This is a genomic window from Metalysinibacillus jejuensis (assembly GCF_003057615.1).
GTDB lineage: Bacteria > Bacillota > Bacilli > Bacillales_A > Planococcaceae > Metalysinibacillus > Metalysinibacillus jejuensis.
On sequence record NZ_QAFW01000032.1, the window covers coordinates 1 to 26,098 of the forward strand.

The window sequence follows — 26,098 nt, forward strand, 5'->3', positions numbered from 1 at the left end:
GATTCCATTCCACTAAAGAAATGTTGTATTTACTTCCAATCTTAATGAACATTTCTTTTGCAAAATCAGATAATTCATTGTCAAAAACTTGTATCCGATATTTCACAACCAGTACAAGATGATAATGCATTAAGAATACTGAATGATTATTACTATCTAATTTCATTGTGATATCAATCCTTTGTTACATCTAAGACTGATTATATTATAAGCTTTGGCTAAAGCCAACCGAAATTCATCTTCCACCTACTCATTGGTGCTATTCGCACCTTCACATTCCTTGAGGATGGGAGACTTCTTTCGGAAAGACGTTAAAAAAAGCATAAGCATTATAAAACGCCTATGCCTAATTATTATAGCTTGCCTGTAACAAACTGTGCTTCACCAAGACCGAAGCTCCAGTCTTCATCGCTATTTGTAACGATGGAGATGAGCACGTCTTGTGGGTCAATGCCACATTTATCGCGCAGCGCCTCAACCGTTTCTTTGTAAAACGCTTGTTTTTGTTCAGCGCTACGTGGGCGGCTCGTTACAGTTAGGACAACAACGTCCTGTGTACGTGTAAAGCCTAGCCCTGTGTCTTCAATCATCATTTCATTAGCAGGGTGCTGATGTACGATTTGGTAGCGGTCACGCTCAGGTACGTTAAACGCACGCACCATTGCATCATGTGCAGCGTCGAGTAGTGTTTGTAATTGCTCAGGTGAGCGACCTACAACGAGGTCAAATTTAATTAGTGGCATATTATCTTCTCCATTTCCTATGTGATACTCATAGTGTAGTAGATAAGTAGGCTTTATGGCAAGAAGAATCTTACTATTCAGAAAAGTTTAACCTTATTACGAGTTTGAAGCGGGCACGGGGCCCGTTGCTTCAACAGCAACCAGCGACGGTATGGTGCTTACCCCGACTAGCGAAAGCTAAAGAATGAGGAGGAAAATTTCATGACAAAAAAACAAATTCACTTAAACGGCTTTACCCAAAATTCGGTGTCACCCCACGCGACAGGTTTATGGCGTTACCCTACACATCAAGGCGATGAACATGGCTCGCTCGCCTACTGGACAAAGCTCGCTAAAACGTTAGAGCGCGGAAAGTTTGACGCCTTATTTTTAGCGGATGTTATTGGTGTTTATGACGTTTACCAAGGGAGTGCTAACACGGCGATTGCGCAAGCGGTACAAGTGCCTGCACATGATCCTTTACTAGCGGTATCTGCAATGGCAGCTGCAACTGATAAGCTCGGCTTTGCGATCACTGCTTCTGCGACGTATATTCCGCCGTATCAATTAGCGCGCCAATATAGTACGCTCGACCATTTAACTAACGGACGTATCGGCTGGAACATCGTTACTTCTTATTTAGAGAGCGAAGCAGTCAATTTAGGGTTAGCAGGTTTAATTGAGCACGATGAGCGCTATGACCGAGCTGAGGAATATTTAGATGTTGTGTATAAACTGTGGGAGGAAAGCTGGGCGGACGACGCGATAGAAAAAACGACGCATTATGCCAATCCAAACAAAGTCCAGCCTATAAAACATAAAGGTAAGTACTTTAACGTGCCTGGCATTCAACTCGTCGAACCGAGCAAACAGCGCACACCGTTTTTATTCCAAGCAGGTGCATCTTCACGCGGGTTAGATTTTGCGGCAAAACATGCGGAAGGCATTTTTACTAACACCCAAAACCCTAAAAATGCAGTAGCGGATTTACAAGCATTTATTGCGGATTTAACCGTACGTCTCGAAAAATTTGGACGCAAGCGTGAAGACGTTAAAGTCATTCCTGCTGTCATTCCAGTTGTAGGTGCTACGCGAGAAGAGGCGCTCGCTAAAGTCGAAGATTATAAGCGTTACGTAGATTATGACGGCGCTGCTGCGCTATTATCAGGACACTCGGGCATTGACTTTTCAACGCTTGACCCTGATCAATACATTGAAGAGTTACCGTCGCAAGCTATGCAAAGCCGCTTTAATAATTACACATCAACGGACCCTAATCATCGCTGGACAGTGCGCGATGCAGTCGTTTATCACGGTTTAACGAACGGCTCTGAAATCATTGCAGGCACAGCCGAACAAATCGCTGATCGACTAGAAGTGTTGTCACAACAAGGCGGTGCAGATGGCTTTAACATTCGTCAGCTCATTAGCCCGACAACGTTTGAAGAATTTGTAGATGAAGTAGTACCTGTGCTACAAGCGCGCGGGATTTACCGCACAGATTATGAAGGGACTACGTTGCGTGAACATTATTTAGGTAAAGGTCAGTCACGCCTACAAGCAAATCATTACGGCAAAACGGTACGCATTCGAGGTGAAGTGCATGTCTAATGTAGCGACAGCTTCACTCTATGAAGAAATCGAGGCTTTGTTGCCGACCTTTCAAGCGAGAGAGCCCGAACTCGATGCATTACAGAGTTTTCCTTATGATAATGTTCGTGCGTTAGTGGACCTTGGTTACACGAAATTAATGTTGCCAGAAGCTTATGGCGGTGCCAATTTATCGGCAAGTGAACTTGTACGTTACCAAGCGCTCATTGCGCAAGGTGACGGAGCGACAGCAATTGCTATTGGCTGGCATATGGGAACATTGCTCGGCTTACGTAGCAATACTGCGTGGCCTAAAGCGACGTATGATTTTTTATTAAATGAAGTAGCAAATGGTGCACTCATTAATTTAGTCATGTCAGAACGAGGAAGCGGCAGCCCGACGCGCGGCGCTACAATGCAGACGACTGCTAAACGCGTAGCAGGGGGTTATCGTATTACCGGTCATAAAGCTTTTGCGACACTCTCACCGATGCTAGATTATTTTATATCAGGGGTTACGTTAGACGGAGAAGATGCTTTCTTTTTAATTCCGATGGCAGCTGAAGGCGTAACGGTATTACCGGTATGGGATAGTGTGGCACTTCGGGGCTCGGCAAGCCATGACATCGTGTTAGAAGATGTGTTTGTACCAGAAGAGTACCTCGTACAATGTGCCAATATTGCCGATAGCGTAGTGCGTTCTCCTGGCGGTTTATTACACATCCCCGCATGTTATTTAGGTATTAGTGAAGCGGCACGCACCTATGCCGTTAATTTTGCGACAAGCTATATTCCTAAAAGCTTAGGCAAACCAATTAGCGAAACACTACCCATTCAACAAAAGCTAGGGGAGATGGCTTTATTAATCAAGCAATCGACGTATATGCTACACGGTGTGGCGCGTGAATTTGATGAAGGTACGGTAGCGCTTGCAGATTTATTAGCGACCAAGACAACCGTCGTTAACAATGCGATTAAAATTACAGATATTGCAATGCGCGTGTGCGGTGCGCATAGTTTAAGTGCTGATAGCCCGCTCCATCGCTACTATTTACATGTGCGTGCAGGTTTGCACAACCCACCGTCCGATGACGAAATTTTACGCTTATTGGCGACGTTGTAAAAAATCTAAAGACCCACATACTACAAATACATGGTAAAATAGGAATAAATCATAGTTTGTTAGGAGTGGGTCAAATGAAGAAGATAACGTATATAGCACCGTTATTTCTTGCGAGCTGCTTAGTCCCTGTATTAGCACAAGAGGCAGAGGCAAGTTCTTATACTGCTACTGGGCAACTAGAGCAGATTAATGGTACACGTTTGGTAATTGATGGTAGGGTTTATCAAGCAGCGCCAAAATACCGTTCATTTTTGGGGTATAATGCTAAAATATTAGAGGGTGCTCGCATTACTTATCAACTAGAAAATGGTCGAATCACAACTATTGAGGCTTTGGCAATTAATCGAGTAAAAGATCAAGTACTTGATGGCATGAATTTGCATTTTGAACATATCCATGTAGCTGGTTTACGTGGCCTGAAAAACCTAACAACAAAGGACTTATCTTTAGGTGAGGGTTACACTGATGAGATGACTGTGACTAATATTAAAGTTAATAATAAGGCTACGTTAGCTAATAGCCAACATAAAATATATCGTTTAGTAAATTCGTCTATTTATCAGTTATATCAATATCAAAATGGTACATCTATTTATAAGGATATTTATTCTCAAGTTACACATCTTAACCTTTTAGCGAATACTAAATTTTATCAAGCAGGCGACAAAGCAGTACCTTATACGACAGTAGAGCGCAATGTTAATACATTTGAAGGTAGCGGCTACTTTAGTCATATTTGGTTAGAAGGAGAACAACCTTTCACACTAGAAAGTAAACTGCTGGGTCAAATGTATGTACGTGCTTTACATCAAACACGACAAGGTAACTTAACTTTAAAAGAGGCTGTACATATTACAAATTTATACGCTGAGTCACCGGACTATAATTTAACGGTTTCAAAAGCTTCTACCATCCGCACATTAGTGATGCCTAGTTATTTATTAATTGATCGCTATGTTACTAATTATCCTCATATAAAAAATCATATTAACCACTATGATACGATGCATCAATTAGCAGTAGCGAGAAGCTATGCTGATTTAGGTCATTTTTATTTAGATGTAAATACCGATGCGCCTGATAGGTATGAAGTAATGTATGAAGGGATTGGTAAGGACGGTGTAGTGCCATTTAAAGGAGAGCATATCTCTGAAAATGTACATCCTTACGTGGAAGACCGTATCCGCTATTATCCAGATACCACATACTTTGTCTATTTAGTAGATACAGAAACTAACCGTATCCAGCAAATTTACCGTGTACCTTTAGATGAACACCGTTTACCATGGTATCATGTGATGATTGAGGAAGAAACGATGACTGTACGTGTAACTGAAGACCAACGTGATAAGTTACCACAGGATGTGCTAAAAGAGGTTCGATTATACAAATCAGTGGATGAGTACGATACTTACCAAGACTTTGCAGATTTATCATGGGAAATTAAAGATGATGTGACACAGGTGACGTTGCCATTAAAGACACCATTTATTGATTACTTTGGTTACACAGTTGTTACGCATGATGGTGGTGGCGGTGAAGTACAGCGAGCATCATATGCTTTCTTACAGGAGACTTTAGAAGGAGATACGTTAGCTGATGTTTATAGCTTTAAAGCAGCTCTAATGAAGTTGCTACCTTATGATGAATCAATCCATTATAAAGAAGAGTACTTACGTGCTTATCGGGAGGCTTTGCTTGATCAACGCTATCCGATTTCAACGTTAAGCGAGCTACGACAAATTATTAAAGATGTAAATGAACAGATGTTGTAAACTCATGCTAAATAAAACACCTTTACTATCTTGTAGTAGAGGTGTTTTTTTGATGCAATATTTTTCTAGAAATTATAAAAGTAAATGGTATTGCAAGAAAAGAGGCAATGAGCGGAGAGATCGTTTCGTTTAGACCTAACCATTCAACTAGTATAAAGATACTTGCTGTGGTAACTGTAATATTTACAACATACGTTGCAGGGAATTGTAAAAATTTTTTTAACGTAGGCTTTGTTTTATACGTAAAGTAAGAATTCATAAAAAAAGAACCAATCATACTAATCACAAACGCTATAATATGAGAAATCAAATAAGGTATATGCAAGAGATGCAGGCTAATTAGATACAAGAGATAGTAATTTAATGTATTGATAACGCCTACTATCACAAAACGTGCAATTTCAAATAAGATGGTTTTATTCATTGTCAGATTTCTCACTTATAATATAATGCGGACGTTGCTTAACCTCATAATAAATTCTTCCAATATATTCACCAATAACGCCCATAAAGAAAAGTTGTAAACCACCAATTAATAATATAGCTGCAATTGTTGTAAAATACCCAGGCACGTCAATACCATATAATGTGATGCGTATAAACATATAAATAACATATAAAACATCGACTAATGTAACGAGTAGACCTAAATATATAGCTAGGCGTAGTGGTTTATTGTTAAAAGAAATGACGCCATCTATGCCATAATTAATTAGTGATTTAAAGGACCACTTACTATTACCATCTTGTCGTGTAACGTTATCGTATTCAATAACGGCTTCATTAAACCCAATCCAAGAAAATAAACCTTTAGAAAAACGGTTATATTCCTTTAGTTTGAGTAAACTATCTACAGCTTTCCTGCTTAAAAGCCGAAAATCACCTACACCATCGACTAACTTTACATCGACTAAGGAGTTAATCACTTTATAATATATACGTGTAAGCCCTGTCCTTAGTACCCCTTCTCCTGTTCGATTACGTTTCGCAATAACTTGATCAAAACCATCGTTTGCCAGTTGTAACATTTCAGGAATTAGATGAGGAGGGTGTTGTAAATCAGCATCCATAATAATAACATTATCTCCTTGGGCATAGGAAATTCCAGCAAGCATACCAGCTTCTTTGCCAAAATTTCTACTAAATGAAATATAACGTACATACGTATAATCAGTGGCTAATTGTTTCATAATGTTTAAGGAGTTATCCTTGCTACCATCATTAATAAAAATAATTTCATAATCAATTGTATTGCTACACATTTGAGCGTTAATAGCATCAAAAAAATTTTGTAACGTTTGTTCTTCGTTGTAGCAAGGGACAATAATAGAGAGTTTCATAAATTACACCTACTTATTAGTTAAACTTAACTATTACCGTATTATCAAAGACTTTGACAGAATCTTTAGCAGGCCAAATAGGCATTAGTTTAAATGTTTCTGTTTGTTGTATTTCTTCTATGCGTTCAGGGCTAGCAGTTTGTATACGTTTGCCTAAAAAGTCCTCAAGCATTATTTTGTAATGGGCGGGTTCTCGTAAAAAAGTTTCCCCTGTTGAACCAATCATATTAGGTGTACGCTGGGGAATAGTTTCACTTAGTAACTTAGAGCCGAGGTTTACACGCCCTGTAACGGCAATCTCCTCCACTTGATTATAGTCATCAAGCTGCTCAATACGATCTAACAAGCGATTTGAAAGTGCTAGCGTTTTTTCATAGCGTAGTTCCATATTAAAGTAAGTGATATTAGCAATTACATTAAAATTCCAAATCATAATACCTAGCGTGGCAATAGTTACCCATGCCATTGATTTTTCAAGTAAATTAGGGGTAATGGCGGGTAGATTATCATATAAGATAACTAGATATACATAGATACTACTAATACTAAACACCATGAGCATATGGTAAAAGGCATCAGGTGAAATAAAATACACAATGAAGTACACAAAGGGCATTACACAGCAGATGAGAAGTGCAAGTGCTAACTGATCAATAGTCGTATAAACTTTATTTTTACTAATAAACCATAACGTAGCTAGTAGCACTACGGTGAGTAAAATGACATTAATATAATCATACAATGTTAATGGAATGGAGGAAGCGATACTAGGGAAAAAGAATAGTTCTAATTGTTCCCTTACTTGCAATAGCCTTGTAGGGATATCGCTCATAGATACACTCCCTACCTTATCAAGGCCTTGGTAAGGTGTAATATGTCCACCTAATAAAGAGGAATAAATTTTAAAGACAATATAATATAAACCCATACCAATAGCAGATGTAAGTAGTAATTTACTTATATGCTTCCATAAAGATGCTGAAGGAATGCGTACTACTATAATTTGATAAATGATCCAGAGGGCAGAGTAAGCTAGAAATGTAGATAAATTAGCTTGATAAATACCGACTGCTAGTCCCATTAATAGAGCTCCTATTAAAAAGCCATAGCGCCAAGATATGGCACAAATTACAGCAGTGATTGCTAAAAACATACCGATAATATACCCATCAGCAGTAAATAAATAAGAAAATGTTGCCGAAACACTAGGGAATGTGACAACAATACCTGCTATTAGAATAGCTGAGGAACGTTTTTTTATATTAAATAAAATGACAATAGCTACAGTTGTCAATGCGAGTGCAAATAAGGAAACTACACCAATCACCCAAGGCAAATCAAAGTAGCTACTTATTCCGCTTGCTGGTCCTAAAAAGAATCGTCCGGATTTTACTTTAGCTTGCGAGTTGTAAATATTATACAAGCTATCATGATTAGGAAGACGGTTAGTGAATACGAAAAGGTGCGTAATCAACCCTATAATAATAGCGCTGAAAAATGCATAACGCCATTCCGTTTTAATCTTGCTCTTTAGTAATGAAAATAACTGCTCGGGCATAAAACTATTCCTACTTTCTATAATATTCAAATGTTGTTTATAAAGAAGTATAACATGAAATAAAAGAGAGGTACTGCATAGACATCAAACTATGCTGTACCCCTCTTTATGGTTTAATAAAATTTTGCTTCCTGTAACGTTAGCATTAACATTTTTGCCATTTCTTCACGCGATAAGTTGCGGTGTGGGTAAAACGTGTTATTTTCAATGTTAATGAGCTCAAGATGTTCGAGTGCAATATAAATACGCTGAGCTTCTGGGTCTAGTAAGTTCCAATCATTTAAGTAAGGTTCAAACCCATCATCATCTAATGTGTAGCCAACCGCTTCTAATAAACGCCCCATCATTAGTAAGCCTTGCTGGCGTGTTAAGCTTTGGTGGGGGCGGAAGTAGTCAGGTGTTACACCATTAATAATTGAAAATTGCTGCAGTGCTTGAACAGCTTCTTCAAAATAAGTGTTGCGTGCGTCTACAAACTGTGACTGTTCTGTTGCTTTAACATTTAGTGCACGGGCTACCATTAAGGCAAATTGTGCACGTGTAACGTTGTTCTTAGGCGAATAGGTAAAAGGTGTTGTTCCTTTTACAATTTGACGATTAGCTAAGAAATAAATGGCTTCTTCAAATTCGTTTGCTCTAACATCATTAAATGTAATGTCTTCGTGACGAATAAAAAATTGACCGAGTGAACGCGTATTTAAAGTAATAATGCTACCATTTTCATAAAAAGGTGTAGCTGTAAATTCGTTATCGTTACTACGGACAATAACCATATTGTACGTATCATCCGTTAACCAATCTGTAGGCACTTCCATTTGCACAAAAGATGTTAAATCAATCACGTCTTTTTTCTGTGTGCCTGTGTGCAAAAGTAATTGAACGTCTATCATGTAGTCCTTAATTTTACGGATATTAACTGTCATTTCTGATAGACGTGCGAATCGGTGATTAAAATTTTCTGCATTTAAAGTCATCTTAAAGCCATCGTTTGTTTTTAAAATTAGGTCACGTGTACCATCTGGACTAATTGTTTGTGTAAGAATTGCATTGTCTACTTCAAACTGATAGCCATCAGGTTTTTCCTCACCAATAATAACAACGTTATCTCTATTAGGTGTAGTTGGCTTGTCTCCACCAATGACATTACCGCCATTATTTTTTTCGATATCTTTTTCTGCATCTTTTAGTTTGTTATAGTTATGGATTTTTGATTTTGCATATTCAGATAAAGCGTCATAAGCGAAGCGGGCTTCGTAAGTGGTACTCTTATATTTTGCCCAAGAATTGTTACGATTAATAGCTTCAATCATTTTAATTACTTTTTCAATATCTATTTTATACTGTACCCAATTTTCTAAATCTAGTAATTTTTTGTAGTTGCTAACTGTTAACTGTTCATTAGATGATAGCGCATAGTAAGCAACTAATACAGGATCCATACGTTTTTCAATTTCTTTAAGGTCAATTGATAGTTTTTCAATCTCACGTTCAATAGCGATAACATCGGCTGTACGGAATATTTGGCTCGCCCAGTTTTCCATAGTCGTTAAATTAGCTTCAAATGTGCTTAATAACTGTTGTTCTGTAGGCTTTAAATTTTCATAAGCTTCACGATAATTTATTAAGTTTTGTACAAAATTATCTCTGATCACGGTAGGAGGTGTACTAGCACCGTTAATGACATCGGTATAATGCGCAAAAAGTGTTGTAATATTAGTACGCCACTGCTCACTATTCGTGTTTAAATTATCAATTAGACGCTCAAGATTAATAAGTCGATTATAACGCTTGATATTGCGGTCCTGTACAACATGGATTTGATCATATAACGTGCGAAGAGCACGTACTTTTTCGACAAAACGTTCATCTGTTTCTTCTAACATTTCAACGCGGTAGTCAAAGTCAGCAGCGACTGCAATATGTGCTAGCACTTCACGCTTTTTATTAAATAATTCGTCATCTTGTACTACTAAAACTTGTTGTGCAAACGTTAAATTATCAAATCTTTCTACATAGCGTAAAACATTATCTTGATATTTTGTGACATCGACATCCAAGGCCTTAATATCTTGGTCTAATTGGTAAGCTAATGATAAGTTATTTTGAACCTTTTGTTCAGCATGCTTCAATTCTTCATAGTTATACACATCTCGTTTTTGCGCAGTTGATAAGTTGTCATAGGCATTTCGTGCTGCTTCAACGTCTACTCTAAAGCTAGGTTTTAATTCTTCTAACATAGCGATTTGTACTGCGATATTAGCAGATTGATTTTGAGCAGTCGTTAATGCTGCTTGCGCAGAAGCCCAACGTAATGAAGCTGGCATTGAAATGAAAGGGCGTGCATCAATCGGTAATAAATTGTATTTCGCGCGTACTTCAGCGACATCCTGCACAGTTGGATTTGAGCCGGATATACGCATAATCATTTCATCAACTTCTTTAGCTTCTCGTCGATTCACTTCAATTTGAGGCTCCAAATCCCAGGACGTAGTACCTCCACTCGCATATTCATAGTGTAGGCGATAGGTGCTAGGTGTAGAGCTACTGTTTTTGATTTCTTCAATTTTTAGTGATTTTCCACGTTCCCTGCTAACAATTTCAAAACGTGTCCCATCTGAACGCATTTTATATAAAAAGTTACCGTAAGATTTTCCTATGAAGTAAATCCAATCATTGACTTCATCATAAACAAAATCTTTAATGCGATGTCCAGCCATAATTGTATTATCAATACCTAATTCATCTCGTAAATCAAAACCATTAATATAAACGAGGTGGGCAGGTGAAAACTGGATTTTTTTCCAGTATCGATAGCGCTCATACATAGTATTGGTAGCTGCTGGTGTGCCGCGGCCTATCCAGTTATGTGTTGCATCTAATGTTTGGTCACTTAATAAAAAATATTGGTAAGGGAATTTTTCAATTTGTCCCGTGTAACCAGCACCTAAAGCGCTATCTAGATGGTACCATTGCCCATTTAAGCGTACGAGGTTCCAAAAATGATCTACATCTAAATCATTTGATAAGTCACCTAAAATAGATCCAGTCATAATACGAGAGTTAATATTGTTTTCTTCTAATAAACGAAATGTAAGTAGAGCAAATGCGCGAGATGTGCCTTTATCTTGCTGTAATAATGTATAAGTAGATTGTGGTTCAGTTGTCGTACCATCACGCGTCAATGTTTTTTGTGCGGTGATATATTCAAATATCGCTAACGTTTTATCAAAGTCTGTCATACCTACTTTTATAATTTCTCGACTGATTTCTTTAACTTTTCGATCTACTTCACGCTCCTGATTTAAGGTTGTGAAGTATGTAGGTTTAATGACAAATGTTAATTTATCAGTATTATTAATACCCTCAATTGTATAGTCTTTAATTGACCAACCAACATAAGGCTCAGCTTCTTTAAAGTTCATCGCATCATTTATGTAATTCTCAATGTGATTTTTAATGTTTTCGATTGTAATAGTAGGGTTATTTCTTCTATTAAAATGTAGTTCAAATGAATTTTCGCGATTTAACAAACGAATATCGAGTAAACGTTCTAGTTCAGCGTGGTTACTAGCTACATTCGTAGTGGTTGAACTCGCTGGTAACTCATCAATAGGTGTAGTACGCGCTTGTGCCTCTGGTATAAACGATAGTGTTGTAGGTAAAATAAGTGACGCCGCTAACGTATAGTGCAAAATTTTTTTCACGTAATAATCTCTCCTTGCTAAAATATACAGTTGTTTACTCCATTATATCGACAAAAAATTAAGAATGGGTAGCTTTATGTATGAATTGTCATAAAAACTTTTGTAATAGCTAACTACTATTGCTCTAGTTAAAATTTCTCATGTACAATGGTAATAAGTATGATTTTTATGGGGAGGAAGAATAATGAAAAAAGTAAATGCTTCTATGATTGCGGCCGTTTTGGCTACGGCTACAGTAGCTCCATATGCGGCAGCTAATACGACAGATTTTATTTATGAAGTTCAAAGTGTATATGCATATTTAGATGGAGAGACTTTTGTATTTCCAGCGTATGAGTTACCGAACTTATTAGCAGAGGGAAAACGTGTGACACATATTGAAACGAACACGGGGCATGTGATAGCAATTAATGACTACTCTACAGCGCTAGAAAATTCATATTATGATGAAGTGACGACTATTTTACAACAGTTAATTGAAGATAAAAAATATTTATCAGAGCGGGAGATTGAACGCTTAAATGTTAATTACAATGGCTCTGTAGAGGTAGATGAAACAGAAGGAGATATTACAATTAATGGACCTAGTTTACCAGTTTCACCTCCTGTCGCACCAGTTCGTATTACAAATATAAGTACGATGCAAGATATTACAAATGCTTTATTAGTTAGATTTGGTAATCCACCTAAAAATTTAGATAGGTTAATGATTGGAGAGTTTATTGAGTTACAACCTTTAACTCGAAGCATGCAGCCGTTTTCTTTACAGTCGCAAACCTCCCGCACAATGATGAATACGCAACAATCAGAGACGATTCGCTTAATGTATGCACGTAGTGGTATATATGACGATGAGGCTGTATTTAGAGTGATTGATGGTAAACAGTTGCAAAATAATATGACTTACCGTGTTTCTGTAGTAGGAAAGTGGGCAACTACAAATATTAATACGGTAACAATACGTAATGAAACGCCTTATGTTGCTTCAATTAAAGGACCTGATGTATTAGATCCTACAATTGTTAAAAACGGTGAGTTTGAATTACCTAGGTTACGTTATTACGCTGTAGATCAGTATGGTGAGCGAATCGATTTTCCAACAGAGATGGCTTTAACTCAAGTTATTAGTAATGGTATAACATTGAGCCGCGATGATTATGAGTTTATAAATGGCGTATTAATATTAAATAAACCTTTACTACCCAATACTAGTTTAGATGCTACTTTTACTTATAAAAAGAAAGGCAAAACATATACCATTACTCACAGCACTAAAATAAATGAATTTGCGCCGGCTACTGCAGATGAAGTAAAGCTCATTATCGATACGAGTCAGCCATTTTATGAAGGAAAAGAGATTACTGTAAACGCCAAAGTTTTTGACCAATACGGTGAAGAACTTAAAGATGCTAAGGTAGACTGGCAAGTCGGGAGTGCTTTTGTAAAAGACGGAAAGTTAACGGAGAAGCTCATACTACAAGATAGTGGGACAGTAATTGTTAGCGCAAACGTTAACGGTAAGACGGCGAGCCAAACGATAACAGTCCTTGCTGCACCGAAGCCAGCTAAAATTGAAGTAGCTGTTACACCTGGTGATTATTTTAATGGTGATAAGCTGCCAGTAACCGCTAAAGTATTTGACCAACATGGCAATGAATTAAACAATCAAAAAGTGGACTGGACAGTAGGCGATGCTACTAGTAAACAAGGTAAGCAAAGTGAAGAAATCACGTTACAAAATGATGGTACGGTTACAATCACTGCTACGATTGGTGAAGTGACAGGTGAAACGACAATTGAAGTTAAACCAACACCAACGCTTGCTGAAATTAGCTTCTTAAAAACAGAAGTTATTTTAGGGGATAATAATACGGTTTATCAACCTATGGTCGGAAAAGATACAAAGGGCCGCTTAGTAATGCCGACGGACCTTAAAAACTTTACACTAACTCCTAATGATAAAGAAGCAAAGCTAGTGCTCGTAAAAAAATCAGGCAATGCTTATATTGAAGTGGATAAAGAACAAGACGCAACAGCCATTGCCTTAAAAATTGATGTGAGTAAATATACACAAGAGGGCGATCATCTTTATAAAGTTAGCGTGAAAGATAAAGCGATTACTACGGAAGCACAAGTGGAAGTTCAACCAAAACGTGCACTGCAAGAAATAACGGTTGTACCAAATTCGCAAGAAATCGCTGTAGATAATACCGTACAAGTTACCGTAACGCCGCGTGATCAATACGGGGCAATCTATACAACAGACGATATTGAAGTTCTATCAGAAGACGATACTATTATTGCCATTGCTGAAGATATTAAGCCTGTAAAAGTGAATGGCGTAACTACGCATTATATCTTTACAGTGCGTGCTGATAATGTTGGTGAGTCTGTCGTTACTGTGAAGTTAGAAGATCAAGTGGCAACAGCAACATTTAAGGTACAAGTACCTAAAATAACAAAAATTCAAGCGACATCTTCGCGTAGCTTTACGGTTCAGTTTGATAGTGCACTCACATTCTTGTCCGCTAGTGCAATTAAAGTAAGCGGTGCGGGCGCTATTAAGCGAGTAACTTTATCGAAAGATGGTAAGACTGCTCAAGTTGAGTTGCTTGATAAACTACTTGATAAGAAAGAGTATCCTGTAGAAGTATCTGTCGGTGGTGTCAATACACCGGGCAAATTAACTTATACTATTGGCGAAGTCGCTAAAATTGAACTAGCTTCACAAGAAGTTGTTCAAGGGCGTAAATTACACTATAAAGTATTTAACCAACAAGGTGTAGATATTACAGACGAAGTAACTTTACTAGCTACTACAGAAGACGCTACGGATTTTGTTGTGAGCAATGGACAAATTCGTTTAGCCGCAACTGCAAGTGGTGAAATTCCTTTACAGCTTCGTTACGTGGATGCTAAAGGAAAAGTAACCCCATCTTCGCAAGTGAAAGTTACCGTAATTCCAAGTGAGCCAGAGCCGACAACGGTTGCCGCTTACTGGACATTAAAAGAGGAAGAGTCAAAGCTTTTACCTGTAAAAGATGCAGATAATCAAGTGAATCGCGTAGAGCTATCTAATGAAAAAACATATTTACATGTTTCTTTACAAGATCAGTTTGGGGATGATATTGAAGGTGACGTACAGTTCCAAACGTTAAACGCTTCAATTTTAGTAGTGGATAAAACAACAGGCCTACTTACACCTGAAAAAGAAGGCGCCGCATCTGTAAAAGTTGAAGCGGTTGTTGATGGTAAAGTAGTAGCTACGAAAGACGTGCGTATTACAGTTACAAAAGATAAATTCTTAAAAACAATTGAAGCTTCTAGCACAGAAGCTAATTTAGTGTTAGGTGGAATAGAGGACGCTAAACAAACGGAAATTACATTACAAGGGCTTGACCAATTTAAAAATGATTTTGACTTTAACGATCTCCAGCTCGAAGTTGCAGACTCAACTATTGTGAAAGCTGATTTAGTAGGTACTACAATTGAGGTTACAGCTTTAAAAGAGGGTACTACAGTAGTAACGGTTAGGGATGGTAATGTTAAACGTGATATTAAAGTTAACGTGAAAACAGCCCAAGATAAAACCGAACGCTATGAAATTGTAGGTGTTAAAGATTTAGCCTATGTGCAAGAAGAAGGAACATTTAGTGAGTTTACACTAGCAGTTCATGGTTTCGATGCAGCTGGTGTGGCAAGAGAAGCGCTTAAACCGGAGGATTATACAGTAATAATTAAAGACGCTTTAGGTAAAGAGGTTAAAGCTCCAAATCAAAGTGTTAAAGACTACCGTGATAAAAAATTAGCAGGTGAGTTTACGGCAATTGTAACGCTAACAAATCAAAAAGACGAAGCAGGTTTACCAATTGAATTGAAACAAAATTTCCATGTAATAGACAATCGCATCATGCCAATTGTAGAAGTCATTGACGATGAATTTTCACTTCAAGCAAAGGAAGGTATTGAATTTTTACACGAATTAAAACAGCATATTACTGTTACGAATGGTAAAGGTACAAAAATTAAAGATGAAGACATTACAGCAGTTACCTTCACCTCTACAGAACAAAAAGTAATTGAACACAATGGACCTAATTTAGCGGGTGGTGAAGGTGTAGCAGTTATCTATTTACAAACGTTAACTGTCAAAGATGGAGAAGAAGAGTACAAAGTGCCCATGTACAACTATCCGATTACTTTAACTGCAGATGAAATGCCACCTACTTTACATTCAATTACAGGTAAAGTAGAGGCGGGAGAAACGGCCTCTGTTACATTAAATGATATGACAATCAAGGCACCAGTAGCAGGTACAGCAGGCAATGATTTTGCGATTGAATTAAAAGCACAACCTAAAATTTCTGTAATTGAGCGCTATGCTGATGAAAACGGCGAAGTAAATATTGATCTTAGCTTTAGTAAAAAACGCTCTGTATGGGTAGATGTCTTTGATGCAACAGGTAAACGTGTAGAAAATGGTAAAATGTCAGACGAAGAGGCAACAGTGAAATTTAAAATACCTACACCAGGCAAATACCGTGTTGTAGCGCGTGAAGGTAATGAAAATGGTGCCGTAGTACGTGAGTTGGTATTACTCGTTCAACCTAAAACAGGCGACAAAAATACATGGCAACCAACAATTGATGTCCAAACAGAAGGTAAGAAAATCACAGTAAACTACCCAGCTGATGCTACGGAGCAACAACTTATAGAGGCCCTAAAAACGACAACGTTAATCGTAGAAACACCAGAAGAATTTGTAGGGACAAAACCGCTAACAGTAGGTGAGCATAAACTTGAAGGTGGTACAGATGTAGTTAAAACATTAACGCTAACTTATTCCGAAGCATTAACGACTAAAGACTTGAAAATAGATGAGTTTATTGTAGATGGTACAACAGCTACTAAAGTTACACCATCAGGAGATAATGACCTATTGATTTTAACATTTGCAACACCTCTAGATATTACAGGGAAAGAAACATTGAATGTTAAGATACCGAAACTTAAAGATGCAGTGGGCAATGAACAACCTGACGCACAGGAGTTTTCTGTAACAATAAAAGATGGTCAGCTCTACGTTAAAAAATAATGTTCAGTTTTTGTTCAGAGTAAGTAAGTTATAGTATATATGACAGTAAGTTACTCAATCATACACTCACTATGCCGCTTGCTGTCACATAAAATTATGCTTGCCAACATAATTTTGACCATGAGCTTGCCACTCATGGATCTGCATTCGTGTCAGTAATCTAACGGTAGATTGCACAAAAAGGAATGTCGCGTACACCACGCGACATTCCTTTTCACATTGTTACGATATAGTGGCTATAAATATCTTGAATAGGCTGCGGTATATCAATACCTAAATCATCTTGCCAAATTTTTTGCACGCCTTCAAAAAAGTTAATTAAGTCATTGGATTTCGTATGTTGTCCAAAGTGATGCAGTAGGGCAATTAGCCAATCATCATTAAATAATTTATTTTTGTGTAACAGTAGCACGATGCCAGAGACGATTTCCTTATTCCCCTTATTTGCTTCGACATAGCGCAGTAAGGCGAAAGATACGTCATGGCGCAGTTCTGCACGTCTTGTATGCGTCCATTCATAATTTTGGACGGCAAAGTAATCTCCTGTATAATGTAGCAAAATAGTGCGCGCATCTTCATCAGAGAGCTGTTGCTTTTTTAAGAGAGGTTCAATCGTTTCTACATCACTTGTGCTATCAACGTGCAAGTGATATTTTTTATTTTTAAACGTAATCGGCTTCAAATAGCCAAGCTTTTGAAGGGATTTACGCAATTGGTAAAAGGTAGAGTGCATCAAGCTGACTGCTTTCTCTTCGGGTAACTCTCCCCATAAGTGCTCTAATATTAAATGCCGAGTCACAGGTGAACGTTGGCTGTGCCATAAGTATAAAAATAGCTCTTCTACTTTTTCGGTGCGTACATCAAAATCCTCACCATTGACTAAGACGTGTGCATTATCAAAAGCAACGATTGTTAGTGGCGTTACAGGTTGCGTTACGACGACTTCTACCTTCTTTTCCTCTTCTTTTTTCTCTTCTTCCTCTTCTTTTGGTAAGAGGCGCTTCATCATTTTAAGTAGTCGTGATTCTAATACGGGCTTTAATAAGTAATCGACGGCATTTAAATCAAAAGCTTGAACGGCATACTCAGAGTACGCCGTTACAAAAATAATATTACTTGCGGGGTAGTCTTGCATAAGTTGCTCCGCTAAATCCAATCCGGAGATGCTGCCAAGCTCGATATCTAAAAATACAATATGAGGCTGATGTTTTGCTACTAAAGCTACAACTTCATCTGCATTTGTCGTCGTTGCGACAATTTGTAAGTTTGGGATTTTTTCGCATTGCTTTTGTAGTAAACGAATAGCGATAGGCTCATCGTCAACGATTATTGCCGTAAACATTATTTTTCACTCCTCAACGAAATTATAATGGTTGTGCCGACGTCTTTAGTGCTGTCAATTGCTATTGTAGCATGTTCGACGAGATGAATACGATGCATGGTATTGGCAATGCCTACTTCATTACAAACTTTTGCCGCACATACTTGTTCGAGCTGCGCTGTTGACATTCCAATGCCGTTATCATTAATAGTAATGCGTACGTTATCGTCTATATCTTCAATACGGATGTGCAGATGTCCGCCTTCTTTACGTTTTAAAATCCCATGGACGATGCTATTTTCGACGAGCGTTTGTAACACGAGGGTAGGAATATAAGCTTGTTGAGTAGCCGTATCTTCAATCGTAATGGCTAAACGTTCGCCGAAGCGAAGTTGTTCTATCGCTAAATAAGCGCGTACTAAGTCCATTTCGTCTTCTAAAGGTACGAGCTCTTGCTTCGTAAAGAAGTCAAGTTTCGCTCTAAAGTAAGTCGTTAAATGCATTAAACCTTCACTTACTTGTTCAGGCTTTTCATAGCTTAAACCAATTAACGTATTCATTGTATTGTATAAGAAGTGCGGGCTAATTTGTGTAATATAGTAACGCAACTCTTTGCGCGATGCCTCTGTTGCCGTTTGGCGAATGGCTAAAAATAATGCGATTTTGGCATGGAGTTGCTCCGTACTAACAGGCTTCACTAAGCAATCATTAATTTGGAAAGCTTCCCTTGCTTCTCTCGTCATCACGGTAGTGGACGTTAGTAATAAAATCGGCAATTGCACTAAATCATAATGCTGACGAATAGTGGCCCAAATGGGATGTTTTGTCGTAATGCCGACATCAATAATGGCCATATCGACCGTATGCATTTTAAGTACTGCGAGTGCGTCCATGGCTGACGTTACACCAAAAATACGATAGCCAAGCGGCTGTAGTCGGTGCACAATCGATTGTAATAAAGACGCCTCTTTAGCTGCGATTAGTAAAGTTGTTTCGCCTGGTATAACATAACTACATTGTGGTAACTGTTTTATCTGATATGTCTTGCTTGGCAATGTGTTAGCGATTGGTAATTCAAGTTGTACAGATGTACCTTTTCCTACTGTTGACGTAACGATGATGTCACCCCCTGCTTGTTTTACAAATTGTTGGGCTGTCGTTAAACCTAACCCTAATTGTTTAGTAGAAGGTATTACTTGATAAAAGGCGGTAAAAATAAGCGGAATATGTGTTGCTTCAATACCGCAACCTGTGTCTGTTATCGTCAATCTAATACGACTTCCGACCTTTTCACATGTCACGGTGATACTACCTTGAGCGGTATAACGTAGTGCGTTGTCAATAATTTGGAATATCACTTGCTCGAAGCGATAGCTGTCCATAAAAATTGCAGGTAGCTGTTGATCAATAGCGATGTTTAACGCTACTTCAGGTTTATGATAAAGGTAATCCATTTCTTCTAACCACGTCACAACTGTAGCCATCGTAATGGCTGTTGGTTGATTGGCTACTTTATCCGTTGCTTGCGAAGCATTTTGTAGCTTCATCGTAACTTGTGCAATTTGACGATGCGCATTTTGAATGGCGAGTAAATGGTGTTGTTGCTCCTTAACCACGGGACCTAATTCGCCTTCTACTAATTGATTAACTAATAAATCTGCAGCTTTTACAGGTTGCTGTAATTCGCTCGCAGTTTTTTGTAAGAAGGCATCTTTTAATTGATCTTGTACGAGTAAATCTTGCGTACGTTGGTGTAAATGTTGTTCTGTTTCGTGATAACGTGATGTAATAAGCGTCGCAAAGCATACAATCATCACTAGTAAGCTAAGCTGGGCAAATGGCAGCTGTGTCTCAAAAAATAAGTTAAGCCCGAGTGCTGTTATATAAAGCGCAAAAGCAATCGTTGCTAATAAAATATAAGGGCTATTCGTATCTTGTCGTCTAATAATTTGCGTACTCACATATAAAAGCTGGCTATAAATAAATAACATAAGTAACAGCAATACGATTTGCATGACGACACTAGGTATATTAAAAGGCAAAAGCGGCTGTACTATAAATGACAAGTGCCAGAGTAAACCAACCCCACCGACTAGGTATGTGGCACGTTGCCACCCTGAAGGCAAAGTAGTCGGGTAGAGTAATGTAATAAAGCGGTAAAAGAATAAACTAGCTAAAACGAATGTACTGAGTTGAACCGCCGTGAGTGTCATTAAAGGGAGCTCTCCTGTTACGACTTCAAATAACCGCTCACCTAACAATGTTTGATAAAAGGCCAATGTGGTAGCGTATAAGCCGAAATAAATGGCATAGGCATGTTTATTGCGAGAGAAAACACGCATATAAAATAAGCCGATAACAAAAAAGCCAACCGCTAACATCACTTCGAATGCTGTGTGTAAGGTAGTGTATCTTGTAATCGCTTGATAGTTGCCAAAAATAGGCGCTTGTACAATGCCAGTAGTAGGGTAGTCATAGTTAGCTACTTGAATGACGATATCTATTTTTTTATTGTCACTTTTATTAACCCCTACATATTTTTTAGAGCTAGCTTTATAGTGCGCGCGCTCAGTGCTTGGCACGCCGCTTTGTCCAACTAATTCACCGTTCATATAAGTGCGATTAGCATAGCGAATATCGCCGGTACGCAGTGCATAAAAGCCGTCCGTTGCGACTGTTGTTTGTAAGCGATACGTAGCCATAACCATTTCTTTTTTAGCTGCAGGTAGTGAGCTAGGTACCGTAATTGGCTCTGCATATTGTTCGTAAGGTGCAAAGGCATTAGGTTCTGTCGGGTCGATTAATACATCTGGATAAAGTACCCATTGGCCGTTAAGTGCCACCACTTGATCGTTAGGAGGGTGGTGATATGTGCCTTGCTCGACAACATCGGTTACGGGATTAAATATTAAGGTAGACACCATGTATAAACTAATCAACACTAAAATAAAAGCTAGGATTTTTTTCACGTACGTTCTCCTTTAGTTGTTAGTAGACACCTTTACTTGTAGTGTAGCATAGCTATTCTGAAGAAAAACTGAAATAAAGGATTGTGCGTTGAAAAAAACAAGTAGTGGTAGTATGGAGGTATCAAAAAATGAAGGAGTGACGAATTTGTCAAAGACAAAAATGTTTACAAGTGCTTTAGTCATGGCGCTAACAACGAGTGCAATCGTAGCGCCTGTATCAGCAAGTGCTATTACTTTATCAGATGTAGATAAAAATACAGAGGATGGTAAAGCAATTTATAATTTAGTAGATCGTGGTGTCATTAAAGGATTTGGTGACGGTACATTTAAGCCCCATAACCCAATTACACGTGCACAAGTGGCACAAGTTATTGCTAAGGTGATTGAGCTGGACACAACGAATGTAAGTAAAAACGGTTTTTCAGATATTCCAGCATCATCCCCTACATATAACCCAATTGTAGCGTTAGCAGAGGCAGGTATTATGCCAGGTTATGCTAATAATCAATTTAAGCCATACCGTGCCATTACTCGTGAAGAAATGGCTTCTGTTTTAGTAAAAGCATTTGAATTGGCGCCTGTGAAAAATCAACTAATGCCATTTGATGATGTGCGCACAGATACATTTTTATATGAGAATGTAAAAATTTTATATGCGAACAATATTACAAAAGGTGTATCGGCAACAAAGTTTGGTCCAACGAACGCTGTAACTCGTAGTCAGTTTGCTCTGTTTTTAACACGTGCTGAGGCTATACCTAAAGCGCCACCAGAGGAAGTAAAGCCAACACCACCAGAGGAAGTAAAGCCAACACCACCAGAGGAAGTAAAGCCAACGCCACCAGAGGAAGCAAAGCCAACACCACCTGTTACAATTGACAGTGTTAAACTAGCACTTGCATCCGCTGATTTTGGCGCAACTACACTTAAAGTACAACCTGTAAAATCTGAACAACTTATCGTTGAAGAAACAGCGGATGGTTTAGAAATCAATGCTACAGCACCAGGCACAACACGCATTGTTATTCATGTAATGAAAGATCAAAAAGTGCAACAAAAAATCAATTATGATGTAGTCGCCGTTGATAAAGCGGGTAAGCTACAAGTTAACCTTATTAATAAAGGAGCAGTTGTGGCAGATACACCTGTTGATAAAATCATATTAAACGAAAAGAAAGTAACTTTCGAACCGGCTAAGTTACATTTGAAAACGTCTAATGGTAAAGAAGTAAGTACCGATGATTACACGTACGAAAAACGAGGTAAAGATTATGTATTAACAATTAATAAATCGGGCGAGTATATTGCTACAGTAGAGAGCCCTCAAGGTCACCAGCAACAAGTAGGTGTAGCTGTTACAGGTAAAGAGGGACAGTTCATTTATGATTATGCACTAGATAAAAATTATATTGGTGTTAACCAAGATGAAGTAGCCATGAAGTTAAAAACGACACATTATACGCAAATGACAGATAAGCGCTCGTCGGCAGCACAAGTAACTGTGCGTATGAATATGTATAATTCTATTGATTTATTAGCGGCTGGTACGGAAGGCGTTCAATTTAAGGTTGCGCTGATTGATATTGTAGATCGTGAAAAATATTTATATGGTACAGCGCATACGATAGCGGGCATCACAGAAATTCGTTACGCAATCCAGTAAAATGAAGAAATGTTAGACCGGTTGCACTGGTCTAACATTTTTTTGTTATATACGTTGCGTATCTGCACGCCATTGTTTAATTGATTTTTTAATAGCGTCGGCTGATAAATTTTCTTCAGCAGCACGTTTAGCCAACGCAGGAAACTCATCGTCTGGTGCAAAGCGTAAGGCGATGATTTGCGCCAAAGTTAATGTAGCAGGGAAAGGTGTGTTTGTTAACTGGCTATGACGATAGTGTTCTTCTAAACGAATAATACGGTCTTGTAATTTTAAGCCGTATAAACGAGCGAGCATGCCTCCGATAATTGCGATGATAAGTGTGGTTGCCATTAATACCATTTGCAGTACATTGTTTTCCGTAAAGAAATAAACAATAAGTGCAACTAAAGATAATGCACTAAGTGGTAGCCAAATAAAATGTTGCAATGGAAATTTGGCCGTATGATTTTCGTATGATTGCATAAATATCCTCCTTTTTTATACCCTGTATCGTATTATAACAGAAATTTTATGTAGACTTAACATTCCTCAATAGTAGAAAGAAGGGAATGCTCGTAATGTTGCAGACAGGAGGGATAAATTATGCAAAAAATTTTAGCAATAGTGATGGCTTTATTAATTATTGGTATGCCAACAGTAGGGCAAGCACAACAAGATGGTGAAGTGTACACAGCGTTAGGCGATTCTTTAGCGGCTGGTATGAATGAGCACGGCATTATAGGTAAGGGTTATGCTGATTATATAGCGAGTTATTTACAACAACAAAGTCAACTCGCATCTTTTAACAAAGGCTTTGCGTATAGCGGTTATACGACACAAAATGTATTAGCTGATATTGCAGCAAACGTTGAAAAGCCGATTAACGGTATTGGAGAGTCAGCAACATCCTTACAAACAGCACTTGCTCAGTCAAGTATGATTACGTTAAGCGTGGGAGCTAATGACTTATTACAAGCGCTACAAGCGTTACAAATTGATGCTAGTCAAGGTGTACCTGCAGATGCAGCGCCAAAAATTATGGAGATGGTACGTCAAGTAGCAGTTGCCAACGCAAAAATTATTGAACAAATTCAAGCGATTAATGATAAATCGCAGTTACTTTGTAGCAACAGGCGGTAGTTATGTACCTAAAAAACCGTTAGCATTTACAGATGTGGCAAATGCGACGCTTGAAGTGAAACAAGCGGTTGCGATGGTTGCCGAGCTTGGTATTGCAAGCGGCTACGGTGATAAGTATTTACCAAATCAATTTGTCACACGAGCGCAGGCGGCAAAAATGCTTGTGACTACAGTGAAATTAGTGAAATAAAAAATAGCTACGTCACCTAGTTAAGAGGTGAGCGTAGCTATTTTTATTGTCCAGAAACGCTATAAATAATATAGTCTTTCCATTTTAACTTTTTAAAAGCACGCCATTGTTTTTTCTCTAATGTAAATGGCATTGTACGGAATGTGCGAGCTAAAGGTTCACGTTTTTTAGCGTTAAGCATTGGTGTACCATCATCAATAATGCTAGTAAAAACTGTTTTGTCTTTGTCTTCAAAATCGACATCTATCGCTTCTAATCGAACTTTACCGTCATAATCAATATAATAAATATTGTCGACAGCATAAGGCTCGGCAGTTTCATCTTCTTCATCATATTCAATGGTTTCAACAATCCAGTCACTATTTACTTTATTAGCATTCGTCGCCTCATCCGTAATAATGGCTACGTGACCATCTGCAGCAAAAGGTGCTTCTTCGATTGTTTGGTCAGGTGTAATCATAACTTCATAATAAGCTTCTTTTTTTGCGAGTGGATGCAATAAATTATAATTCGCTGTCCAAAGATTTGTTAAGTCAGCGGGTAATAACAGCTTTTGAGCTACAGTTCCTGTAAGTGAAGTATCCATTTCTTCAATCTCCATTTTAGCACGGTGCTTCGCAAGTGCTGCTTTCAACGCTTCTGATTGTTCTTCATCTACTACTTCATCATTTTTAATCGTTAATTCAGCCATGTCATTTGCTTCAATTTTACGCCAATCTTTTTCAGTAACATACGTACGTAGATGACGCTCATTGCTGAAAATTGTAAACGTTACATAGCCACCTGACTCTGTAATATCAGCTACAATACCATCAACCGGGCTACTTACACTTTGACGAGCTTGTAATTCAGAAATTTGTGCATCGACAATAGAAATTTGACGGTTAGCTTGAGCAATATTGCCTTCAATAATGGCCTTTGCTGTTGCTGGTGATTCGGATTGTGCAAGATCTAATTGTACATTAACATTTAAGTCTTTTTCCTTTTGTTCCGTTTTAATATTGCTGCTCGGTCTTTTAGGAGAGCGTAAGTCTCGTTCGATTGTAGCGAGTGCTGATTGCAAATCACTTAACTCACGTTGATAGGCAGAGCGCTCTTTTTCTAAGCGAGCACGCACATCATCAACTTCTGTCCCTTGATAAATGGCTAGCTCTTCTGACGCGCTAACGGCTGTACCAACTTGAACTGTAATAGATTCAAGCTCATCAGCCTTCGCTGTAATTAATTCAGTTGTAGTAGGTGTTACAATTGCTGGTTTTTCAATGCGTGCATCATAATCATTAGCATTAGCACGTTTAAATTCATCAATGAAATAGGTGCGAGTAACGGCACTGTCTTTTTCAAATGTCGCATAAATACTGGCACTTACTAAAATAATACACAGCATAATTCCAATAAATTGCCAAGGTTTGTCTTGAACATAATTGCGTAAACGAGCCATCATACTAGCCCCCTTATTATCCATTGTTGTAATGGCACATCTAGTGTAAAGCGTTAGCCTAACTTAGGGGATTATTCGTTTGAAGCGGAAGCGTAGGACCATGAGTTGGCGTGAATCTAGCTATGTGCCCTTGAGCTATACGTGGCGAAACTATCGTTCTAAGCAAATGATTCAGTTTTGCAACTTTAATCTGTAAAGCCGTTATCCCTAATGTTTAAAGTAGGTCATTCTATGTAAAGAAGTAGGTAACAAGTGCTAGTAATGAGACGACATTTAAAAGTAACAATTGAACCCTATCACCACTTATCGACCTTATGATCTGATTGAGGATAGAATTTTCTCGCCTATTTTTAAATAAAAAGTAAGCCCGAATTATAAAAAATAGCGCACCTGTACGGTACGCACGACGAATAGCCAACTGACCGGTATTTTTTTCGGCTAGTTGGCTTATTTTGCACATGTGGCCTGGATATTTTCAGACCATGGTA

Annotated in this window: 17 protein-coding genes; 7 read left to right on the forward strand and 10 right to left on the reverse strand. The window is 38.2% G+C overall.

Annotation, left to right across the window (positions count from 1 at the left end):
• On the reverse strand, positions 1-166 hold a 166-nt coding region (locus tag DDE80_RS09940; protein ID WP_201261524.1), incomplete at its 3' end, for a transposase.
• A 187-nt stretch (positions 167-353) separates the two neighbouring features.
• Complete coding sequence (locus tag DDE80_RS09945; RefSeq protein ID WP_108307503.1) at positions 354-743, reverse strand: tautomerase family protein; 390 nt, start codon at positions 741-743, stop codon at positions 354-356.
• Positions 744-944: 201 nt separating this feature from the next.
• On the opposite strand from DDE80_RS09945, the gene DDE80_RS09950 reads away from it, so the two are divergent.
• The 3 genes from DDE80_RS09950 to DDE80_RS09960 all read left to right on the forward strand — a co-directional run bounded on the left by DDE80_RS09950 (position 945) and on the right by DDE80_RS09960 (position 5,210).
• Positions 945-2,333, forward strand: a complete 1,389-nt coding sequence (locus DDE80_RS09950) for an LLM class flavin-dependent oxidoreductase (RefSeq protein WP_108307504.1) — start codon at positions 945-947, stop codon at positions 2,331-2,333.
• Entirely contained in the window at positions 2,326-3,435 is a 1,110-nt protein-coding gene (locus DDE80_RS09955) for an acyl-CoA dehydrogenase family protein (RefSeq protein WP_108307505.1), read from the forward strand. Before DDE80_RS09950 ends, DDE80_RS09955 begins: the two co-directional genes overlap by 8 nt.
• Positions 3,436-3,509: 74 nt before the next feature.
• Positions 3,510-5,210 (forward strand): hypothetical protein, encoded by a 1,701-nt coding sequence (locus tag DDE80_RS09960; RefSeq protein WP_108307506.1) that lies wholly within the window; start codon positions 3,510-3,512, stop codon positions 5,208-5,210.
• Positions 5,211-5,235: 25 nt separating this feature from the next.
• Here the strand turns inward: DDE80_RS09960 and DDE80_RS09965 are convergent, their stop codons facing one another.
• The 4 genes from DDE80_RS09965 to DDE80_RS09980 form a co-directional block, all read right to left on the reverse strand.
• Complete coding sequence (locus DDE80_RS09965) at positions 5,236-5,634, reverse strand: GtrA family protein (RefSeq protein ID WP_108307507.1); 399 nt, start codon at positions 5,632-5,634, stop codon at positions 5,236-5,238.
• Positions 5,627-6,550, reverse strand: coding sequence for a glycosyltransferase family 2 protein (locus DDE80_RS09970; RefSeq protein ID WP_108307508.1), 924 nt, complete (start codon positions 6,548-6,550; stop codon positions 5,627-5,629). The genes DDE80_RS09965 and DDE80_RS09970 overlap by 8 nt, the downstream gene beginning before the upstream one ends.
• Before the next feature lie 16 nt (positions 6,551-6,566).
• Complete coding sequence (locus DDE80_RS09975; RefSeq protein ID WP_108307509.1) at positions 6,567-8,108, reverse strand: glucosyltransferase domain-containing protein; 1,542 nt, start codon at positions 8,106-8,108, stop codon at positions 6,567-6,569.
• 113 nt (positions 8,109-8,221) lie between these two features.
• Positions 8,222-11,812, reverse strand: a complete 3,591-nt coding sequence (locus tag DDE80_RS09980) for an S-layer homology domain-containing protein (RefSeq protein ID WP_108307510.1) — start codon at positions 11,810-11,812, stop codon at positions 8,222-8,224.
• Between the two features lie 184 nt (positions 11,813-11,996).
• On the opposite strand from DDE80_RS09980, the gene DDE80_RS09985 reads away from it, so the two are divergent.
• Positions 11,997-16,907, forward strand: coding sequence for a hypothetical protein (locus DDE80_RS09985; RefSeq protein ID WP_108307511.1), 4,911 nt, complete (start codon positions 11,997-11,999; stop codon positions 16,905-16,907).
• Between the two features lie 214 nt (positions 16,908-17,121).
• Here DDE80_RS09985 and DDE80_RS09990 read toward each other — a convergent pair whose 3' ends face one another.
• Positions 17,122-18,249 carry a response regulator gene (locus tag DDE80_RS09990; RefSeq protein WP_108307512.1) on the reverse strand — a complete coding sequence of 376 codons (1,128 nt, stop codon included), beginning with the start codon at positions 18,247-18,249 and terminating at the stop codon, positions 17,122-17,124.
• On the reverse strand, positions 18,249-21,197 hold the full coding sequence (locus DDE80_RS09995) for an ATP-binding protein (RefSeq protein WP_108307513.1): 2,949 nt from the start codon (positions 21,195-21,197) through the stop codon (positions 18,249-18,251). Before DDE80_RS09995 ends, DDE80_RS09990 begins: the two co-directional genes overlap by 1 nt.
• A gap of 145 nt (positions 21,198-21,342) precedes the next feature.
• Here DDE80_RS09995 and DDE80_RS15600 point away from each other — a divergent pair, with 145 nt between their 5' ends.
• Complete coding sequence (locus DDE80_RS15600; protein ID WP_161952315.1) at positions 21,343-22,860, forward strand: S-layer homology domain-containing protein; 1,518 nt, start codon at positions 21,343-21,345, stop codon at positions 22,858-22,860.
• Between the two features lie 45 nt (positions 22,861-22,905).
• Here DDE80_RS15600 and DDE80_RS10005 read toward each other — a convergent pair whose 3' ends face one another.
• Positions 22,906-23,322, reverse strand: a complete 417-nt coding sequence (locus DDE80_RS10005; protein ID WP_108307515.1) for a DUF6526 family protein — start codon at positions 23,320-23,322, stop codon at positions 22,906-22,908.
• A 120-nt stretch (positions 23,323-23,442) separates the two neighbouring features.
• Between DDE80_RS10005 and DDE80_RS10010 the strand changes: the two genes are divergently transcribed.
• On the forward strand, positions 23,443-23,979 hold the full coding sequence (locus DDE80_RS10010) for an SGNH/GDSL hydrolase family protein (RefSeq protein WP_108307516.1): 537 nt from the start codon (positions 23,443-23,445) through the stop codon (positions 23,977-23,979).
• Positions 23,942-24,169 (forward strand): S-layer homology domain-containing protein, encoded by a 228-nt coding sequence (locus DDE80_RS10015; protein ID WP_108307517.1) that lies wholly within the window; start codon positions 23,942-23,944, stop codon positions 24,167-24,169. Before DDE80_RS10010 ends, DDE80_RS10015 begins: the two co-directional genes overlap by 38 nt.
• Positions 24,170-24,212: 43 nt before the next feature.
• Here DDE80_RS10015 and DDE80_RS10020 read toward each other — a convergent pair whose 3' ends face one another.
• Positions 24,213-25,610, reverse strand: a complete 1,398-nt coding sequence (locus DDE80_RS10020; RefSeq protein WP_108307518.1) for an efflux RND transporter periplasmic adaptor subunit — start codon at positions 25,608-25,610, stop codon at positions 24,213-24,215.
• Positions 25,611-26,098 lie beyond the last annotated feature (488 nt).